The sequence below is a fragment of the Terrisporobacter glycolicus ATCC 14880 = DSM 1288 genome (assembly GCF_036812735.1).
GTDB lineage: Bacteria > Bacillota > Clostridia > Peptostreptococcales > Peptostreptococcaceae > Terrisporobacter > Terrisporobacter glycolicus.
Map to the genome: position 1 here is coordinate 1,067,517 of NZ_CP117523.1, position 16,492 is coordinate 1,084,008.

The following is a 16,492-nucleotide window of genomic DNA, read 5'->3' on the forward strand; positions in this document are numbered from 1 at the left end:
TATAAAAATAAAGTGGGAGACAAAAAAGTGGAAGAGATATTAATTAATATGGGGAGCGCTGAAACTGTTCAAAATATTATAAATAATGTGGATAGTGGAGTCTATAATATAGTAGATGAAGAAGAAAGAGAAGTATCTATATTAGTAGAGAAGAATAACAAACTGGAAACTCGAACAATGAAAGGTGAAGGTTGGATTTTATCCATGGAATATGATAAAAATGGACCAATAATTACAGAGTCCTTAATAAAAATCAAATAAAAACTTTATAGTGCAATAAGTATTTTAAAAGTGTGTTGTTTTAACAACATGCTTTTTTTGTATAAAAGTTCATGTTTCAAATCATACGTTTTTGTATACAAAAATGCTATAATTACTTAAGAGAGATGAGGTGGTTACTATGATGGATTTTAATGAAGATAGAGTTACTGAAATATGTTCAAATTCTATAATATTTAAAAATTTAGAAAAAGATGCTATTAAAAAGTTCTTATCTTCTTTAATATATAAAGTTGTATTTATTAAAAAAGGAGAAATGATTATTAAAGAAGATGATCATATTGACTATTTGGGAGTAATACTGGAAGGTGAAGTTAATGTATGTAAATATTGTCCTGATGGTAGTGAAAGTTTATTAGCTAAATTGCAAACTCATGAAGTCTTTGCTCTGGATATATTATGTACGCCGTCTCAAAATAGCTTTTACAATGTTTATACAACAAAACCATCTTTTATCTTGAAAATTGATAAAAAAATATTGGACAAGGCAATGATTTTGTCAGAAAAAGATACTTGTAATATTTACAAAAATATTATTACTTGTTTAGCAAATACTTGTGCAAAAAAATGCCATAAAATAGAACTAGTATCTCAACGAAGTATAAGAGATAAGATTATGACTTATTTATTAATTCAAAACAAGAATAAGAACTCTAATAAGTTTAAAATTTCTTTTGATAGAGACCAATTAGCTAACTACTTATGTGTAAATAGAAGTGTTTTATCCCATGAACTATCTCTGATGCAACAAGAGGGAATAATAAAATTTAGAAAGAATGAATTTGAAATTCTTAAATAGTGTTGTTTAAACAACATACATAAAGTTGCAGGTAGGATATACTATAGCTATAAATACTTAATTAGTATTTATCTTGGTATAAAGGATTAAAATATTACTTGGACTTGGACTACAATATGTTTACTCGAAAAACATATTAAAAAGCCGTATTATTAAAATCAAAATAACCTTAGATAGCATACTTGGCAGCTATCTAAGTCTATTTTGATTTTTTTTCTTTAAATTACTATATACAAGATATTCCCATGACTCCTGGGCCAGAATGAGAACAAATGATACATCCTATATTAACGAAATAAATATTTTTAATCTCAGCTTCCTTTTCTAAAGATTCTTTCATGATTGCTAAATCGTCTTCATTGTCTCCGCAACCTAAAATAATTGTATTATCTTTTAAATCTTTGCCAAATCTATTTACTATGGTTTTTGCTAAAGTTGAGTAAATTTGTTTTTTACCTCTAACTTGAGATTTTTGAGATACTAAGCCATCTTTAACTTCTAAAATAGGTTTAATTGACAATAAATTTCCAAGTGCAGCCTTAGTAGAAGAAATTCTGCCACCCATTTTTAAATATTCTAAAGTATCTACAGAGAAGGCTACTTCAACATTATTTTTATATTTTTCTAAAGTTGAAAGAATGTCATTAACCGAATAACCATTCTCAACCATTTCACATGCTTTTATTACAAATAAAGCGCTACCTATAGATAAATTTTCTGTATCAAAAATAAAAACATTGTCATGTCCATCGTTTTTTGCTAACATGGCACTTTGATAAGTTCCAGAAGCTATTGAAGATCCAGAGATATAAATTATTTGTGTGTTTTCATCATATTTTTCAAATACAGATTTAAATTGTACATAAGTAGCCTGAGAAGTTTTTGGCATACTATCACTTTCTCTTAGCATTTTATAAAAATCTTTTGTAGTCAAATTCTCTCCAGCTAAATATTCCTTGTTATTAAATATCACTGTTAAAGGCACTATATCAACATTATATTTTTTAAGTATTTCTTGTGGTAAATCAGAAATACTATCACATACTATTTTTATCATTTCTTAATCCTCCAATTATTACGTATTATAAAATATACTATCATCATGGAAAAGTGTTGTAAAGCCAAATTTTTGACATTCAAAATAAATTATGGTAACTTAGTTTAAATGATTTAAATTAGTAATGAGATTTCTGTATAAGAAGGAATTATGAAGTTAAAAATCGTACTATAATTAGTGTGTATAAAATGTATATTTTTAAACAGAAATGACTTGAAAAGAAGTAGGAGGAATAATATGAGAACAAAATTAATTGATAGAAAGTTACCTAACTATTCTATAGCAGAGGAGAGATTTAATTACATATCTCATATAGTAGGTGGTGCTATTGGTGTAATAGCCTTAGTATTATGTGTAGTAATTTCAGCATGGCATCACGATATAATGGCAATAGTTACATCAGTAGTATATGGAATAACAATGATATTACTATATTCCATGTCATCCATATACCATGGTTTAAAAGATGGTATGGCAAAGAGAGTATTTCAAGTTTTAGATCACTGTGCTATTTATATTTTGATAGCGGGTACATATACACCAATTGCACTATGTGCGGTAAGAGGAGTAGATCCAATAGTAGGATGGAGTATCTTTATTGTAGAATGGTCGCTTGCCATAATAGCAATTATATTTAATGCAATTGATTTAAAAAAATATGCTATATTTTCTATGATATGTAACTTAATAATGGGGTGGGGCATAATTGTAGTAGTTCCTGTAGCTATTAAGGCTCTTACTTGGAATGGATTCATGTATATTTTAGCAGGAGGAATATTCTACACAGTTGGAGCTGTTTTATATGGAATAGGAAGGAATAAAAGTTATATGCATTGTATTTTCCATGTATTTGTGTTACTTGGAAGTATAGCTCACTTATTTGGAATAATGTTTTATGTATTATAAATTAGGGGGGAGATATTATTGAGTAAAATTGTACTAATATCCTGTACTAATGGAAAGAAGGCTGGATTTAATTTAGTTAAGGATATAGATAAAGAGAGCCAATTATTTAAGCTATCTATAGACTATGGAAAAAAGATTGCAGATGAAATTTATATATTAACTTCAAGATATGGTCTTGTAAAAGAAAGAGATTATACCATGTCATACAATGAGTCGGCCAGTTTTACAAGTGAAATGGAAAATAGACTATGGTCATTGAAAATCTTGAATAAATTAAACAATTTTACCAACATACATGAAGATGAATATATTATCTTAGCAGATAAAAACTATTATAAAAACTATGTGGAATTCTTAAACAATGTAGACATGCCTTTAGACCACTTATCAGTAGAAGAAAAGATAAATTTTTTAAGAGAAGAGCTAAATGAAGAGAACGGTGGTAAGACTTCCTATGGAGAAAAATTACATATACTTTTTAATTCTATGAAAAGATATAATCATAATAATTTTGATGAAATACCATTTACTAATGGTATTTATGTGGTTTTAGATAAAAAAGAAAAATACAAAGGTATGGATAGGATTGTAAGAATAGGTACTCATGACAACGATAATAAATTAATTGTTAGAATTAAGAATCACTATAAAAATGGATTTAAAGATAGTAGTTTTTTTAGAAAAAATATAGGAAAGTCTATTTTATCTTATAATGAACACGATTATTTATATATTTGGAATATAAACTTTAATGATAAAGTTAATGAAAGTAAATATGAACAACTTAGAGATATGAAAGTAGAGTCAGTTTTAGAAGAAAAAATAAGTAATTATATGAAAGAAAGATTTGAATTTGTATGTTTTGAAGTGAAGGAGTCAGAAGATAGATATAGATTAGAAGAGGGCTTAATTTCTACAATATATCATGATGAGGAATTTGATAGTTCTGAAAAGTGGCTAGGAAAATACAGTCCTATGGATGAAATAAGAGACAGCAAAATGTGGGTATCTAAAATATATGATAAAGCTAAATTAAATGAAAGTGAACTTAGAAAAATTATAACTTTATGCGTTAAATCAAATGAGGAAAAAGAAGAATTTAGCCAAGAATAAAATAATAATCATGAAAAGCTGATTAAAATAAGAAGATATGTCTTATTTTAATCAGCTTTTCTTTTATTTTAAATTTATTTAAAAATAGTAATCTATAAATTAATAATTATTTCTTTTAAAGCTTCAAACTCTTCATTACTTAATGTAATTCCTTTTCCCATTTTTTCGTGCTCTGGACCCCAGTCTCTTAAGTCATATTTTGGTTTAGCACCATTCCAACTAATAAGATTTAACTCTTTTGTCCATCCTTTAGCATTTTCAGATAATACTCCTAAATGTTCAACTATATCATATTTAAAATCTGCCATTTATAAAAACTCCTTTTTTATAACATTTTATCATATATTTCTATTATTATAAAATATTAGATATTATAAACAATTTTATAATAATAGAAATATTTTTAAGAGTGAATTTTTATATTATTTTCATTGTTAGTAACCTACACATTTATTTTTCATAATATATATTACACTTGAATAATAAATGTTAGATATGGCTAAAATCAGCGGAGGTATGACATGAGAATATTAAAATGCATAGTGAAGATTTTTTTTAGAAGAGTAATATATAAATATAAAAATGTATCTTATATGGAAATTTCCATAGGTCTGGAGGAAGATAATAATATATAGAAAAAGTTAGATTTGTCTAACTTTTTACATTTAGTTTATGATAATTTTAACAAAAATGTTTATAATTAAATTGTAGGGTCAATAATAAAAAGGGATTTTATACTTTTTTATAGAAAATGTATGAAAAGTAAATAATTTATTGTTGAAAGGGGGTTGTATATATGGATAGTATAGATAACAGAATTAAAATTGTAAAAGACGAAGTTATAGATATTAAAGTAGATGCTATTGTAAATCCAACTGATGAGTGTTTTAGCGGTAGCGATAGACTTGATAAGTTAATTCAAAAGAACGCTGGAGCAAAACTTAGTAAGAAGTTATCCAAAAGTGGAACTTGCCAAGTAGGTCATAGTATTATTACAAAAGGATATGATTTAAATGTAAAAAGTATAGTTCACACCTGCACACCTAAATGGGAAGGTGGAGATGAAGATGAATGTCATTTATTATATTCCTGCTATAAAAACTCCATAGACATGGCAGTGGAATGTGATAATAAAACAATAGCAATTCCTTCAATCAGTTCAGGAAATAACAAATTTCCTTTAGACAAGTCAGCTAATATAGCCTATTATACAGCATGGAAAATGGTAAAAAAATATGATTCTAAATACCTAGAAACTATATATTTTTCATGCACAAATAAAAATACGTACGAATATTATAAGAAGCTTTCCCAGGATTATAAAGATATAGAGTTCTCATTAGAAATGATTGAGCAATATAAAAAAATGGATAAATACAATCAATATAATTTTACTATTGAAGATTTTATTACAAATTTAGGGGTAGAGAATTCTTATAATATTTTTTTACTTAAAGAAGCATTTTTGGCAGGAAATATTGAATTGGAATTTATTGAAGAAACTGTGAAAACTCTTAAACAAGTCTTCCTACAAATGAAGAATATGAGTAAAAACTTTGCTGAAAAAGTTTATATAGAAGAACTAGAATCAACAGAAAGCATATTAAAAGAAATATTTAACACTATCGATTATGATACTATAGAACATGCAAAAGAAAGAACAAAGGAGTATTTTGTCCATGTAAATGATTATGTATTTGAAAAAATAAATAATTCTTATAGATATTAATTATATTATTTAGTATTATTAATGATATTATAATATTTATTTTAAATGCATAAATGAAAGGAATTTTAATATGTCGAAAAAGAAGTACTATGCAGTTAAAGTTGGTAAAACTCCAGGAATATATTTTACTTGGGCTGACTGCTCTGCACAGGTAACAGGATATAAAGGCGCAAAATATAAAAGTTTTCCAACTATTGAAGAAGCTATGGCTTTTATTGGTGATGCTAGTACAACAGTTATAAAAAAAGAAGAAACAGTTAAGGAAAAATCACCAATTAAGAAAAAGACTAATACAAATACAAAAGAACTAAAAGAAGGTTATGACGTTAAGCCTATTAGAAGTACTGCAAAAATTAAAACTTACAAATCATATATAAGTCCAGAAGAAATTAGTAATGATTATGAGTTTATTGCTTTTGTTGATGGAAGCTATGATAGAGGAAATCAAGTTTTTGGATCTGGAGTAATTGTACTTGACCCTAATAATAGTTCTCATGATACTTACTACAATGCAGGATATGACAAATGGGATCAATGGAATATTGTAGGAGAATTAGAATCTGTAAAAGTTGCTATAAATAAGGCAAAAGAATTAGGAAAACAAAATGTAGCTATTTATCACGACTTAAAAAATATAGCTTTATGGGCTAGTGGTGAGTGGCAGGCGAAGAATGAGTACACTCAGGAATATGTAAGGTATATGGAAAAAATAAGTAAAGAATTGAATATTTGCTTTGTAAAAGTAAAGGCACATAGCAATGAAAGTGTGTATAATGATTTGGCAGATGAAGCTGCAAAAGGCGCTATTATAAAATATTTAAATGAAAATAAGTAAAAATTTATTTTTGTAATTTTGAGAAATAATAAAAGGACATATAGTATGTCCTTTTATTATTTAAATTAATATAAAATTTCTTTTAAAGAATTAATAAGATATCTATTATCTTCTGGTTTTAAAACGCATACTCTAAAGAAATATTCATCCAGTCCGTCAAAGGACTGGCAGTCTCTTATTATAATTTTTTTAGGTATTAGCTTTTCTCTAAGTTCACTAGCTGTTATAGTTTTATCTTTTAATTTACATAATATAAAATTACCTTTACTTTCATAAACTGTAAGATTATTAAATTCACATAAAGAATTATATATATAATTTCTTTCGTTTAAAATTATATCTACGCAATTGGAAATATAATTATTGTCAGTGAACATTATTTCACCCATAGATGAAGCAATAATATTTATATTCCATAAATCAAGATTCTTGTTGATTTCATTTTTTATACTTTCATTGCCAATTAACCCATATCCTAATCTAATACCAGGTGTGGAGAAAAATTTAGAAGTACCTCTAATTACAAATAAGTTGTTATATTGATCAACTAAAGGTGTGGAAGAATAAATACTAGTATTTGTAAATTCAATATATGTTTCATCAACCATAACAAAAGCATTGGTATTTTTTAATATAATTTCTATTTCAAATTTAGAAAAAGAGAAACCTGTTGGATTATTAGGATTGCAAATGACGATTAAATCATATTCATGCTTATTTATAAAATCAACAAATTCCACAGGATCTATTTCAAAATCATTGTATTCCCTAGAGAAATACTTAACTATTTCACAATCAATTTTCTTAAGTTCTTTTTCATATTCTGAATATATTGGGGAAAGAAGAACTGCCTTTTTAGGAGTAATAGTACTTATAAAGGAAGATATAAGTTCTGTAGCACCACTTCCTAAAACCATGTTATCTTTATTACAATTGCAATAAGATGAAATTGATTTTTTTAATTCAACATATTCTGGATCAGGATAAACTGATACCATATTTATATTATTAATTACATATTCCTTTGCTAAAGTTGATGTGCCAAATGGATTAATATTAGAGCTGAAGTCTAAAAATTCATCTTTTGAAAAACCATATTGTTTTGACAAATCATATAAATTAGCACCATGATTTACATTCATAATTAGCCCTCCAATTTTTTTGATTCTTAATATAGTATAGTATAAATTAAATATATGTAGATATGTACAAAAATAAAAAGAATATTGTACTAATACAATAGCTATAATATTTAACAAAAAAATGCAATATAAAACACGAATGAAAATATTTGAAAAAGGGAAAATATATGTTATAATAAACATGATTCATCATTACTGGGAGGAAATTATGTATAAATTAAATGGAGTTCTGTACTCAGCAGAAGAAATAAAAGATAAAGTTAAAGAACTAGCAAGTCAAATAGAAAAAGATTATGCTGGAGAAGAGTTACTAGTAGTTGGAATATTAAAAGGTGCTAGTGTTTTTTGTGCTGACTTAATAAGAGAGATAAATTTAGATGTAAGAATGGACTTTATGGTTGTTTCAAGTTATGGAACATCAACTGATTCATCAGGTACAGTTAAAATAATAAAAGATTTAGATGTAGATATAGAAAATAAAAATGTATTAATAGTAGAGGATATAATTGATTCAGGTTTAACTTTAAGCTCATTAGTTGCAGCTTTAAAAACTAGAAAGCCAAAATCATTAAGACTTTGTACATTATTAGACAAGCCAGAAAGAAGAACATCAGATATTAAAGTTGATTATGTAGGATATGTGATTGAAGACAAATTTATAGTTGGATATGGGATAGATTACGCTGAAAAATATAGAAATCTTCCTTATATAGGTATTGTTGAAGATATATAAGAACATAATAAAAAGGAGTATAAGAGTAAATCTTATACTCTTTTTAGCATATTTCAAAATGTAAATTATAAGAAAAATAACAAAATATTATATTTATTGTCAAAAGATATATATTTATTTTGAAAAATTATGTAAAATAGAAAAGAAGAAGTATTTTATTGAAAGGTGGTAAATTATGGGATCTCAACTGGACATATTAATGTATTTGCAAAGTATAAGAAATGAGTTACTTACAGGTATATTTACATTCTTTACTATATGCACAGAAGTACCAGTAATAACCGTATTAACAGGGGTAATATATTGGTGTATAAATAAAAAAGCAGGGCAAAGAACTTTATTTGCGCTTTGTGGAAGTTTAAATATAAATGCATGGATTAAAAATTTTGTTAAAATGCCAAGACCTATAGGTACAGAAGGTTTAGAATCTTTAAGAGTAGAAACTGCAACAGGTTATTCTTTTCCTAGTGGACATACGCAAACGGCTACTACTTTTTGGACTTCTATGATGTATTTATTTAGAAAATCATGGATATACATTATAGGAATATTAATGATTATAGGAGCAGGAATATCAAGATTATATTTAGGTGTCCATTGGCCAATGGACGTAATTGTTGCATGGGGATTTGGCATAGTTTTAAGTATAATATTTATAAAATTATTTGACTACATAGATGATAGCAAAAATTACTATATATTAGTAATTTTGATGTTAATATTTGGAGTTTGTACATATTTTGTTGGTGGAGAAGATTTATACAAAATGTTTGGTCTTTATACAGGTTTTGCACTAGGTTATATGGTAGAAGATACTTTTATTAACTTTAGTACGGAAAATGAGACTAGAAGAAAAAATATATTTGCTAAAAAAACTTCAAAAAATGAAGGTTTAGGTAAAAAAATACTTAGATTTGTAGTAGGGATAATATCATTATTAGCAGTTTATTTGTTGCTTAATTATGTGCAAGATACTTTAATAGTTAATAAAGCAGAAGAGATAATTAATATTATTAAATATTTAAAATATACAATTGTAGTATTTTGGGGTGTAGCAGGTGCTCCAGCACTATTTAAATTATTTAAGCTAGCATAAATTTCCATATTTTTAAGGAAAGGATGATTATTTGAAAACAGTAGTAGTAATAGGCGGAGGTCCGGCTGGAATGATGGCAGCATCAACTGCAGCTGATAATGGAGCCAATGTTATACTTTTAGAAAAACAACATAGATTAGGAAGAAAGCTTTTAATTACAGGAAAGGGAAGATGTAATATTACTAATGATTGTGATGTAGAAGAGTTAATAGAAAATGTACCTACAAATGGTAAATTTTTATACAGTGCTTTTTACACATTTACAAATTATGATGCAATAACTATGTTTAATTCTCTTGGTCTTGCAACTAAAACGGAAAGAGGAAAAAGAGTATTTCCTCAAAGTGACAAAGCCTTAGATGTGGTAAAAGCTTTAGAAAGACAAGTTAAAGACAAAAAAGTAAAAATTATATTAGATGCGAAGGTTAACAAAATCATAGCAAAAGATAATAAAATAGAAAAAGTTATTTATAACAATAATGAAGTAATAAAATGTGACAGTGTAATACTGGCTACAGGAGGCATGAGTTATCCTCTTACTGGATCTACAGGAGATGGATATAAGTTCGCTAAGTCTTTAGGACATACAATAATAAGTCCGAAACCTTCTTTAATTGGTATTGAGGTGCAAGAAAATTTTGTTAAAGATTTAGAAAAATTAGCTCTTAGAAATGTGGCTATAACTGTGATTAGTAGCAAAAATAAAAAAATATATAATGACTTCGGAGAATTAGAATTTACAGAATATGGTTTAGATGGACCGATAATAAAATCTGCTAGTTGCAGAATGAAAGATACTAGTAAAGAAAATTACAAAATCATTCTTGACTTAAAACCAGCATTAGATGAAGAAAAGTTAGATAAAAGAATTATTAAAGATTTTACAAAGTACACAAACAAAAACTTTGAAAATTCGTTGGATGATTTGCTTCCAAAAAAACTTATACCAATAATAATTGAATTAAGTGAAATACCAAGACACTTAAAAGTAAATCAAATATCTAAAAAACAAAGGTTAAATTTAGTTTATTTATTAAAAAATCTTACTTTTACTGTAAAGAGATATAGACCAATAGAAGAAGCTATAGTTACTTCTGGAGGAATTAAAGTAAGTGAAATTAATGCCAGTACCATGGAATCTAAAATTGTAAACAATCTGTTCTTTGCAGGAGAAATTATAGATGTGGATGCATATACTGGAGGATTTAATCTACAGATAGCTTATTCAACAGCTTACTTAGCTGGTACCAATTGTTAAAAATTTTGTCAAAAATTGCATACATGTTAAATCTCAATTGTAACATAATAGTATTAGAAACAAATATTAAAAAAGAAAAGAGGTAATAACATGGCAACTAACAATAATAACACAAAGGCTGTTCCAGAAGCAAAAGCTGCTTTAAATCAAATGAAATTAGAGATAGCAAATGAACTTGGTATGTCTAACTATCAACAAGTAGATAAAGGAAATCTTACAGCTAGAGAAAATGGCTATGTAGGTGGATACATGACTAAAAAACTTGTTGAAATGGCTGAACAACAAATGGCTGGAAAAGGTCAACAATAACTAGAAAATAGAAAATAATATATAGTTAAAAGTAGAGGTAAGTATAAAGAAATGAATTTCTTTTTACTTACCTCTTTATTTTTATATTAATATTATATATTATAAAAATTTTTCGAAATAGAAAATAAAGGTTATATTGACTAATAAAAGAAAATATATTAAAATAAATAATACTTTGGTAAGGGAGTAGTTGGCACTGATATTTTAGTGTAATAAAGTCAACATACTGATAGTTATACTATCTGGCTTTGTTTTGAATGATGAGACTTATCTATAGCGAAGGCTATAGGTGGGTCTTTTTTTATTTGATTAAAGTAGATATGCATGGTTGGATGCACAAAATTTAGAGTTCACACTGTGGCTTAATGAATTTAATTTTGGGAAGAATATATCAAAGTAGAATGAAATTTTAATAAATGAAAGGAAGGACAAATATGGGTCTAATTGAGTTATTAATATTAGCAGTAGGTCTTTCAATGGATGCTTTTGCAGTTTCAATTTGCAAAGGACTATCTCTTAGAAAGGTTACGTTTAAAGAGTGTGGAAAAGTTGGTCTATACTTTGGAGTATTTCAAGGAGCAATGCCTCTTATTGGATTTATATTAGGAGTACAATTTAAGGACTATATAACTAGCATAGACCATTGGATAGCATTTATTTTATTATCATTTATAGGAATAAATATGATAAGAGAGTCTATGGAAAAGGATGAAGGTGGTGGAATTGTAGATTTAACAGAAGCAGCTGTAGGAGAAGAAGAAGTAAATCAACTTGGATTCAAAAATATGATTATGCTTGCTATTGCCACTAGTATAGATGCTCTTGCAGTGGGTGTAACATTTGCATTTTTACAAGTAGATATCATACCAGCTGTTTCATTTATAGCAATAGTTACGTTTATTTTATCTGCTATAGGTGTTAAAATAGGAAATGTATTTGGAATAAAGTACAAATCAAAAGCAGAATTTACAGGAGGGGTTATTTTAATATTAATGGGTATTAAAATATTATTAGAACATTTAGGTTTTTTACCCTTTGTATAGAAAAAATAAATAAAAATATATGTCTTGGTTAAAATAACTCTAGATGTAAAATATTAAATACATAAGGAGTGTTATTATGGCAGTAGCAGATTTTAACAAAATTAAACAAGACTTTATTAATGCAGATGTAGATGGAAAAATAAGAATATATACGACTACAGAAGGATTAAGTGTAGAACAATTTAGAGAATTATTAAGATATTATCCTATACAATATTTATCTAAGTTAGAAAAAGCTATGGGATAAGCAAAATTTTAAATTTTAAAAGCACTACTAAAAATTAACTTAGTAGTGCTTTTTTTTAACTTAGATTAGTTTTTCGTATGTAATTGTAAATTCTTTCATTTCCTAACTCTATGTCTCCTGTTTCAATATATTTAATTATGCTCTCCATATCATTACCATTTAGATATTGTATGGGAATAATTAAATCATAGCCTTCATCCAATAAAAGATTTTTAAGTTTTACTTTTTGAGAAATGCTGGGTGGCAATACTTTCTTTTTTTCTTTTTTTCTTTTGCGACAAGTTGCTAAGTTTTCATTTTGCATATCAATAAGAGTATTTATGTATTCTATGTAAGAAGATTTAAAATCTTCTTCATTTAATAAATCTTCGCTTAATATATGATTAATATAATCATCGCATAAAATATTTTGTGCAAACTTATCGGCGGTTAATTTGCCAGTAACTATCCCCTTTTGGTATTTTCTTAAAATGCTTTTGGTGTGGCTATAAATCTTATTACGTGTTTCTAAGTCTAATTCTCTTATCTCCATAAGGGACCACTCCTATTTTTATAATAAGTTCTTATATTTTATTGTTGCCAAATTTAAAGTTTGCATACTTTTTGTCAGAAAATTAAAACATATAAAGATTCAGACTAAAATATTTCATTAAAATATAAACTCAATTAATTAAGAAAACATAATTATATTTTTAATTTTGCACATAATAAAGTAGATAACTTTAGGAGGTGGAATTTATGGAAAATGGAAACTTAAAATGTAATGCTACTAACTGTGCACATAATGAAAGTTGTGAATGTAGAGCAGGAGCAATAAATGTTGCAGGACGTGAAGCAGTTACAACTAGTGAAACAGGTTGTAGTTCTTTTGTTGATGAAGCAAATGGAGGATTTACTAACTCTGTAGATTGTGGATGTACAAAGCCACAAGATATTAAATGTGAGGCTTGTAATTGCAAATATAACGAAAATGAATGTTGCGCAGCTGATGATGTTAGAATAAATGCAAATGATGCATCTTGTGAAACTTTTGCACAAAAATAACCTAATCTTTATAAAATTTAATACTTACAATAAAAAGCCCTTTTAGGGCTTTTTTTGCAAGGACATTATATTATCCTAAAACTTGTATAAAAATTACTATTCAAGCCTTTTTAAAGTATATAAATTCAAAATTTTACCAATAATAAAAATAAAATAGATATTAAGAGGAAGTGTAGTTATGATAAATAATATAATTAAATTATTTTACTCAGAAATAGTAAAAACCAAAATGAGCAATATGCCAAATAAAGATTATGAACTTAGAAAAGGGTGTAAAGAATTTAGAAATATTACATTAAAAATAGATAGTTATTTATTTAAAGGATTAAAAATAATTTTAGCATTGTTTATACTTTATTTATCTTTTAATGTTAGAATGCTTCTTGGAGTAGGGGTACTATTAGTTGAGGTAACTTATTTAGTTTATAAAGTTAGTTATGAGAAGCAAGTAAAGGAAGCAATTGAAAATGTAAAAAATAATATAGAAATATCAACGAATAACTTTATAAATGAAAATGGTAAGAGGGGAATTAACTTATTAATAACTCTTCTTATTATAAGTTTACTTACAGGGTTTAATTATTTTATAGGTATAAGTTTTATAATAGTATTTATATATACGATTAGGAGTATATATGAAGGGTTTAAACAATAAAAAATATAATGATAATTATATAAATAAATATTGTATTTATATAACTTTAAACCGACAAGCTATAAAAAATAATTATTTATATTTCGGGTATACATAGAAATGTACTGAGGTCTTAAAATTGGACTTTATACTGGATTGATATTTCATTCCAGTATTTTTATTTTATGTTATTTTTAGATCATATGCCTCTTCTACTTTTAATATTTATGTATGTGAAAAATACAAGTGCTAGCTCTTTTTATTGAATAGAGAAAGTATCTTCATAGCAACTATAGACATAATTAAAATTTAAAAATAAATTTTACATTAATTTCAAGTGACAGAGGAATTAACACAGATATACTTGATTTAAATAGTAATATATATTTATTCCCTAAACATGTAAAAAGGTAATTTATCTATATAAATAAATAATATTATGTTACAATAAGTTTTATAAAAAAGTAAATCTTATATGAGGGAAGGGTGTATACTTATGACCAATATTAGTATGAAAATTAAAAATTTAGTAGAGATATCTTCGTTAGTTACAGAATCTACTAATTTTTTTGATATAAAGGATAAAATAATTGAAAAAATGCTTGAAGTAGTTTTTCCTAGAAAAGCTTGTGTCAACTTATTTTATAATAGCGATTATAAGCATGCTTACTTAGTATGTTCAAATAGCTTAGATTACATAAGAGAAACTTTTAAATCTGACGAAGCTAAAGGTGTAAAATTTGATTTTTATGAAGATTATCCAGAATACATTCATGATGCAGTAGAATTTAAAAAAATAATTTATATAAAAAATGTCTTTGAAGATGAAAGAGCTATAAAAGAGAGAGATTTAGCGAAGTATGAAAAATATACAGGAAGGGTTGTATTTCCTTTAATATATAATAAAAAAGTAGTAGGATTTATGACTTGTTTCTTAGACGAAGATGATATTTTAAAAGATGAGGATATAGACTTTGTGTCTTCTATTGCTTCTTTAATAGCTTTATCTATAGAAATAACAGAAAAAAATAGTCAAAAGAATTTTGTGATTGATAAACTTAGAAGTTCTTTAGAATTAATAAGTGAAGCTACGAGAAAGCTTTATCAAAATAAAAATATAGATGAATTCTTAGTTCATTTAAGTGATATAGCTAAAAAAACCACAAAGAGCCAAGATTCGGTTATATTAATAGACAAAAATAATTGTAAAAATAAAATATTTAGGTCTTATTGTAAGTTAGATGAAAGAGACACTAATATGGAAGATACAGTTAATTTGCTTTTATCAAAAAATGTTCAAGGCCAGTATGTAAATGATAGAGAAAAATCAAAAGAAATAAACTTAAATGTAGATACATATATCTTCTATAAATTGTCTAATGAATCAGAGTCTATTGGTGTAATTTTATGTACAGATGGAAAAAAATACGAAGATGATGATTTAAATATATTGAGTATATTATCAAAGCAGGTTACAGTTGCTATGCAACTTTATGACTATAGTGAGAAAAATGTAAAGCATAAGTTGATTGCAAAAGAGTTGAATATACTCAACAAACAACAAAAACTTATAATGAATGATAGTAAGATGGAATGCAATAATGAAAAAGAATTGGAATTTTATCATAGACCAGCAACAGTTGTAGGTGGAGATTTCTATTATGCGCATAAAATTGATGATAAAAGAGTAGCTTATATTATTGCTGATGTTATGGGACATGGTATAGTGGCCAACTATATGGTTGCTATGATTAAAGGTGCTTTTAAAACATTATGCTATCAATATAAAACACCTGGAGAAATAGCAACTCACTTAAATAAAATATTATATGAAGAGTTTGATAAGATGGGTGTATTTGCTACGGCTTTAATAAATGTGTTTGACACTGAAAGAAATATATTGTCTGTTTCTAATGCAGGTCATTATAGTCCTATAATTATTGATGAAAATGGTGAAGTAGTGGAGAGTCTTAATTGTAAAAAAGGAATTCCTATAGGTGTATTACCAGAGGGAGAGTATCATAGTAATACCTTTAGTGTAGAAAATTATCCAATGATATTTATGTTTACGGATGGCATATTAGAAATTAAAAATAATGATAAAGAAGAGTTTGGTATAGATAGGTTGAAGGGTTTTGTAGAAAATAACTACAAAAATAATAAGAATAAAATTGTAGAAAACTTTAAAATAGAAGCAGAAAAATTTACTGGAAATGATAATTTTGATGATGATATTTTAATTTTAATGTTAAAAAATATTTAGGAGGG

General features: G+C 26.3%; 19 protein-coding genes. 15 read left to right on the top strand and 4 right to left on the bottom strand.

What is annotated here, in order from left to right; all coding sequences use genetic code 11:
* The first annotated feature begins 27 nt into the window (after positions 1–27).
* Entirely contained in the window at positions 28–261 is a 234-nt protein-coding gene (locus tag TEGL_RS05290; protein ID WP_018589148.1) for a hypothetical protein, read from the top strand.
* 139 nt (positions 262–400) lie between these two features.
* Positions 401–1,078, top strand: coding sequence for a Crp/Fnr family transcriptional regulator (locus TEGL_RS05295; protein WP_018589149.1), 678 nt, complete (start codon positions 401–403; stop codon positions 1,076–1,078).
* Positions 1,079–1,304: 226 nt separating this feature from the next.
* On the opposite strand, the gene TEGL_RS05300 is transcribed toward TEGL_RS05295, so the two are convergent.
* A complete protein-coding gene (locus tag TEGL_RS05300) occupies positions 1,305–2,135 on the bottom strand; it encodes a DegV family protein (RefSeq protein ID WP_018589150.1) in 831 nt (276 codons plus the stop codon).
* A 237-nt stretch (positions 2,136–2,372) separates the two neighbouring features.
* Here TEGL_RS05300 and trhA point away from each other — a divergent pair, with 237 nt between their 5' ends.
* Positions 2,373–3,041, top strand: coding sequence for a PAQR family membrane homeostasis protein TrhA (gene trhA / locus TEGL_RS05305; protein WP_018589151.1), 669 nt, complete (start codon positions 2,373–2,375; stop codon positions 3,039–3,041).
* Between the two features lie 18 nt (positions 3,042–3,059).
* On the top strand, positions 3,060–4,154 hold the full coding sequence (locus tag TEGL_RS05310; RefSeq protein WP_018589152.1) for a DUF6884 domain-containing protein: 1,095 nt from the start codon (positions 3,060–3,062) through the stop codon (positions 4,152–4,154).
* Positions 4,155–4,246: 92 nt separating this feature from the next.
* Here the strand turns inward: TEGL_RS05310 and TEGL_RS05315 are convergent, their stop codons facing one another.
* The gene (locus TEGL_RS05315; protein WP_018589153.1) at positions 4,247–4,462 is read right to left on the bottom strand and encodes a YdbC family protein; all 216 of its coding nucleotides are present in this window, start codon (positions 4,460–4,462) and stop codon (positions 4,247–4,249) included.
* Positions 4,463–4,950: 488 nt separating this feature from the next.
* On the opposite strand from TEGL_RS05315, the gene TEGL_RS05320 reads away from it, so the two are divergent.
* Positions 4,951–5,883, top strand: a complete 933-nt coding sequence (locus tag TEGL_RS05320; RefSeq protein ID WP_018589155.1) for a macro domain-containing protein — start codon at positions 4,951–4,953, stop codon at positions 5,881–5,883.
* A gap of 70 nt (positions 5,884–5,953) precedes the next feature.
* Positions 5,954–6,718, top strand: a complete 765-nt coding sequence (locus tag TEGL_RS05325; RefSeq protein WP_018589156.1) for a viroplasmin family protein — start codon at positions 5,954–5,956, stop codon at positions 6,716–6,718.
* A gap of 65 nt (positions 6,719–6,783) precedes the next feature.
* On the opposite strand, the gene TEGL_RS05330 is transcribed toward TEGL_RS05325, so the two are convergent.
* Entirely contained in the window at positions 6,784–7,860 is a 1,077-nt protein-coding gene (locus TEGL_RS05330) for a pyridoxal phosphate-dependent aminotransferase (RefSeq protein ID WP_018589157.1), read from the bottom strand.
* Between the two features lie 208 nt (positions 7,861–8,068).
* Between TEGL_RS05330 and hpt the strand changes: the two genes are divergently transcribed.
* The 6 genes from hpt to TEGL_RS05360 all read left to right on the top strand — a co-directional run bounded on the left by hpt (position 8,069) and on the right by TEGL_RS05360 (position 12,546).
* Positions 8,069–8,593, top strand: coding sequence for a hypoxanthine phosphoribosyltransferase (hpt, locus tag TEGL_RS05335; RefSeq protein ID WP_018589158.1), 525 nt, complete (start codon positions 8,069–8,071; stop codon positions 8,591–8,593).
* Between the two features lie 175 nt (positions 8,594–8,768).
* Complete coding sequence (locus tag TEGL_RS05340; RefSeq protein WP_018589159.1) at positions 8,769–9,689, top strand: phosphatase PAP2 family protein; 921 nt, start codon at positions 8,769–8,771, stop codon at positions 9,687–9,689.
* A gap of 31 nt (positions 9,690–9,720) precedes the next feature.
* A complete protein-coding gene (locus tag TEGL_RS05345) occupies positions 9,721–10,947 on the top strand; it encodes an NAD(P)/FAD-dependent oxidoreductase (RefSeq protein WP_018589160.1) in 1,227 nt (408 codons plus the stop codon).
* Positions 10,948–11,037: 90 nt separating this feature from the next.
* Complete coding sequence (locus tag TEGL_RS05350; RefSeq protein ID WP_018589161.1) at positions 11,038–11,256, top strand: alpha/beta-type small acid-soluble spore protein; 219 nt, start codon at positions 11,038–11,040, stop codon at positions 11,254–11,256.
* Between the two features lie 434 nt (positions 11,257–11,690).
* Positions 11,691–12,299: a manganese efflux pump MntP family protein gene (locus TEGL_RS05355; protein ID WP_018589162.1), complete on the top strand. Its 609-nt coding sequence runs from the start codon at positions 11,691–11,693 to the stop codon at positions 12,297–12,299.
* Between the two features lie 76 nt (positions 12,300–12,375).
* The gene (locus TEGL_RS05360) at positions 12,376–12,546 is read left to right on the top strand and encodes a hypothetical protein (RefSeq protein ID WP_018589163.1); all 171 of its coding nucleotides are present in this window, start codon (positions 12,376–12,378) and stop codon (positions 12,544–12,546) included.
* 55 nt (positions 12,547–12,601) lie between these two features.
* Here the strand turns inward: TEGL_RS05360 and TEGL_RS05365 are convergent, their stop codons facing one another.
* Positions 12,602–13,078: a hypothetical protein gene (locus TEGL_RS05365; protein WP_018589164.1), complete on the bottom strand. Its 477-nt coding sequence runs from the start codon at positions 13,076–13,078 to the stop codon at positions 12,602–12,604.
* A 206-nt stretch (positions 13,079–13,284) separates the two neighbouring features.
* Here TEGL_RS05365 and TEGL_RS05370 point away from each other — a divergent pair, with 206 nt between their 5' ends.
* From TEGL_RS05370 to TEGL_RS05380, 3 genes are all read left to right on the top strand, one after another.
* Positions 13,285–13,590, top strand: coding sequence for a DUF1540 domain-containing protein (locus TEGL_RS05370; protein ID WP_018589165.1), 306 nt, complete (start codon positions 13,285–13,287; stop codon positions 13,588–13,590).
* 178 nt (positions 13,591–13,768) lie between these two features.
* Positions 13,769–14,245 carry a hypothetical protein gene (locus TEGL_RS05375; RefSeq protein ID WP_018589166.1) on the top strand — a complete coding sequence of 159 codons (477 nt, stop codon included), beginning with the start codon at positions 13,769–13,771 and terminating at the stop codon, positions 14,243–14,245.
* Positions 14,246–14,735: 490 nt separating this feature from the next.
* Positions 14,736–16,487, top strand: a complete 1,752-nt coding sequence (locus TEGL_RS05380) for a GAF domain-containing SpoIIE family protein phosphatase (RefSeq protein ID WP_242827299.1) — start codon at positions 14,736–14,738, stop codon at positions 16,485–16,487.
* The last annotated feature ends 5 nt before the right edge of the window (positions 16,488–16,492 follow it).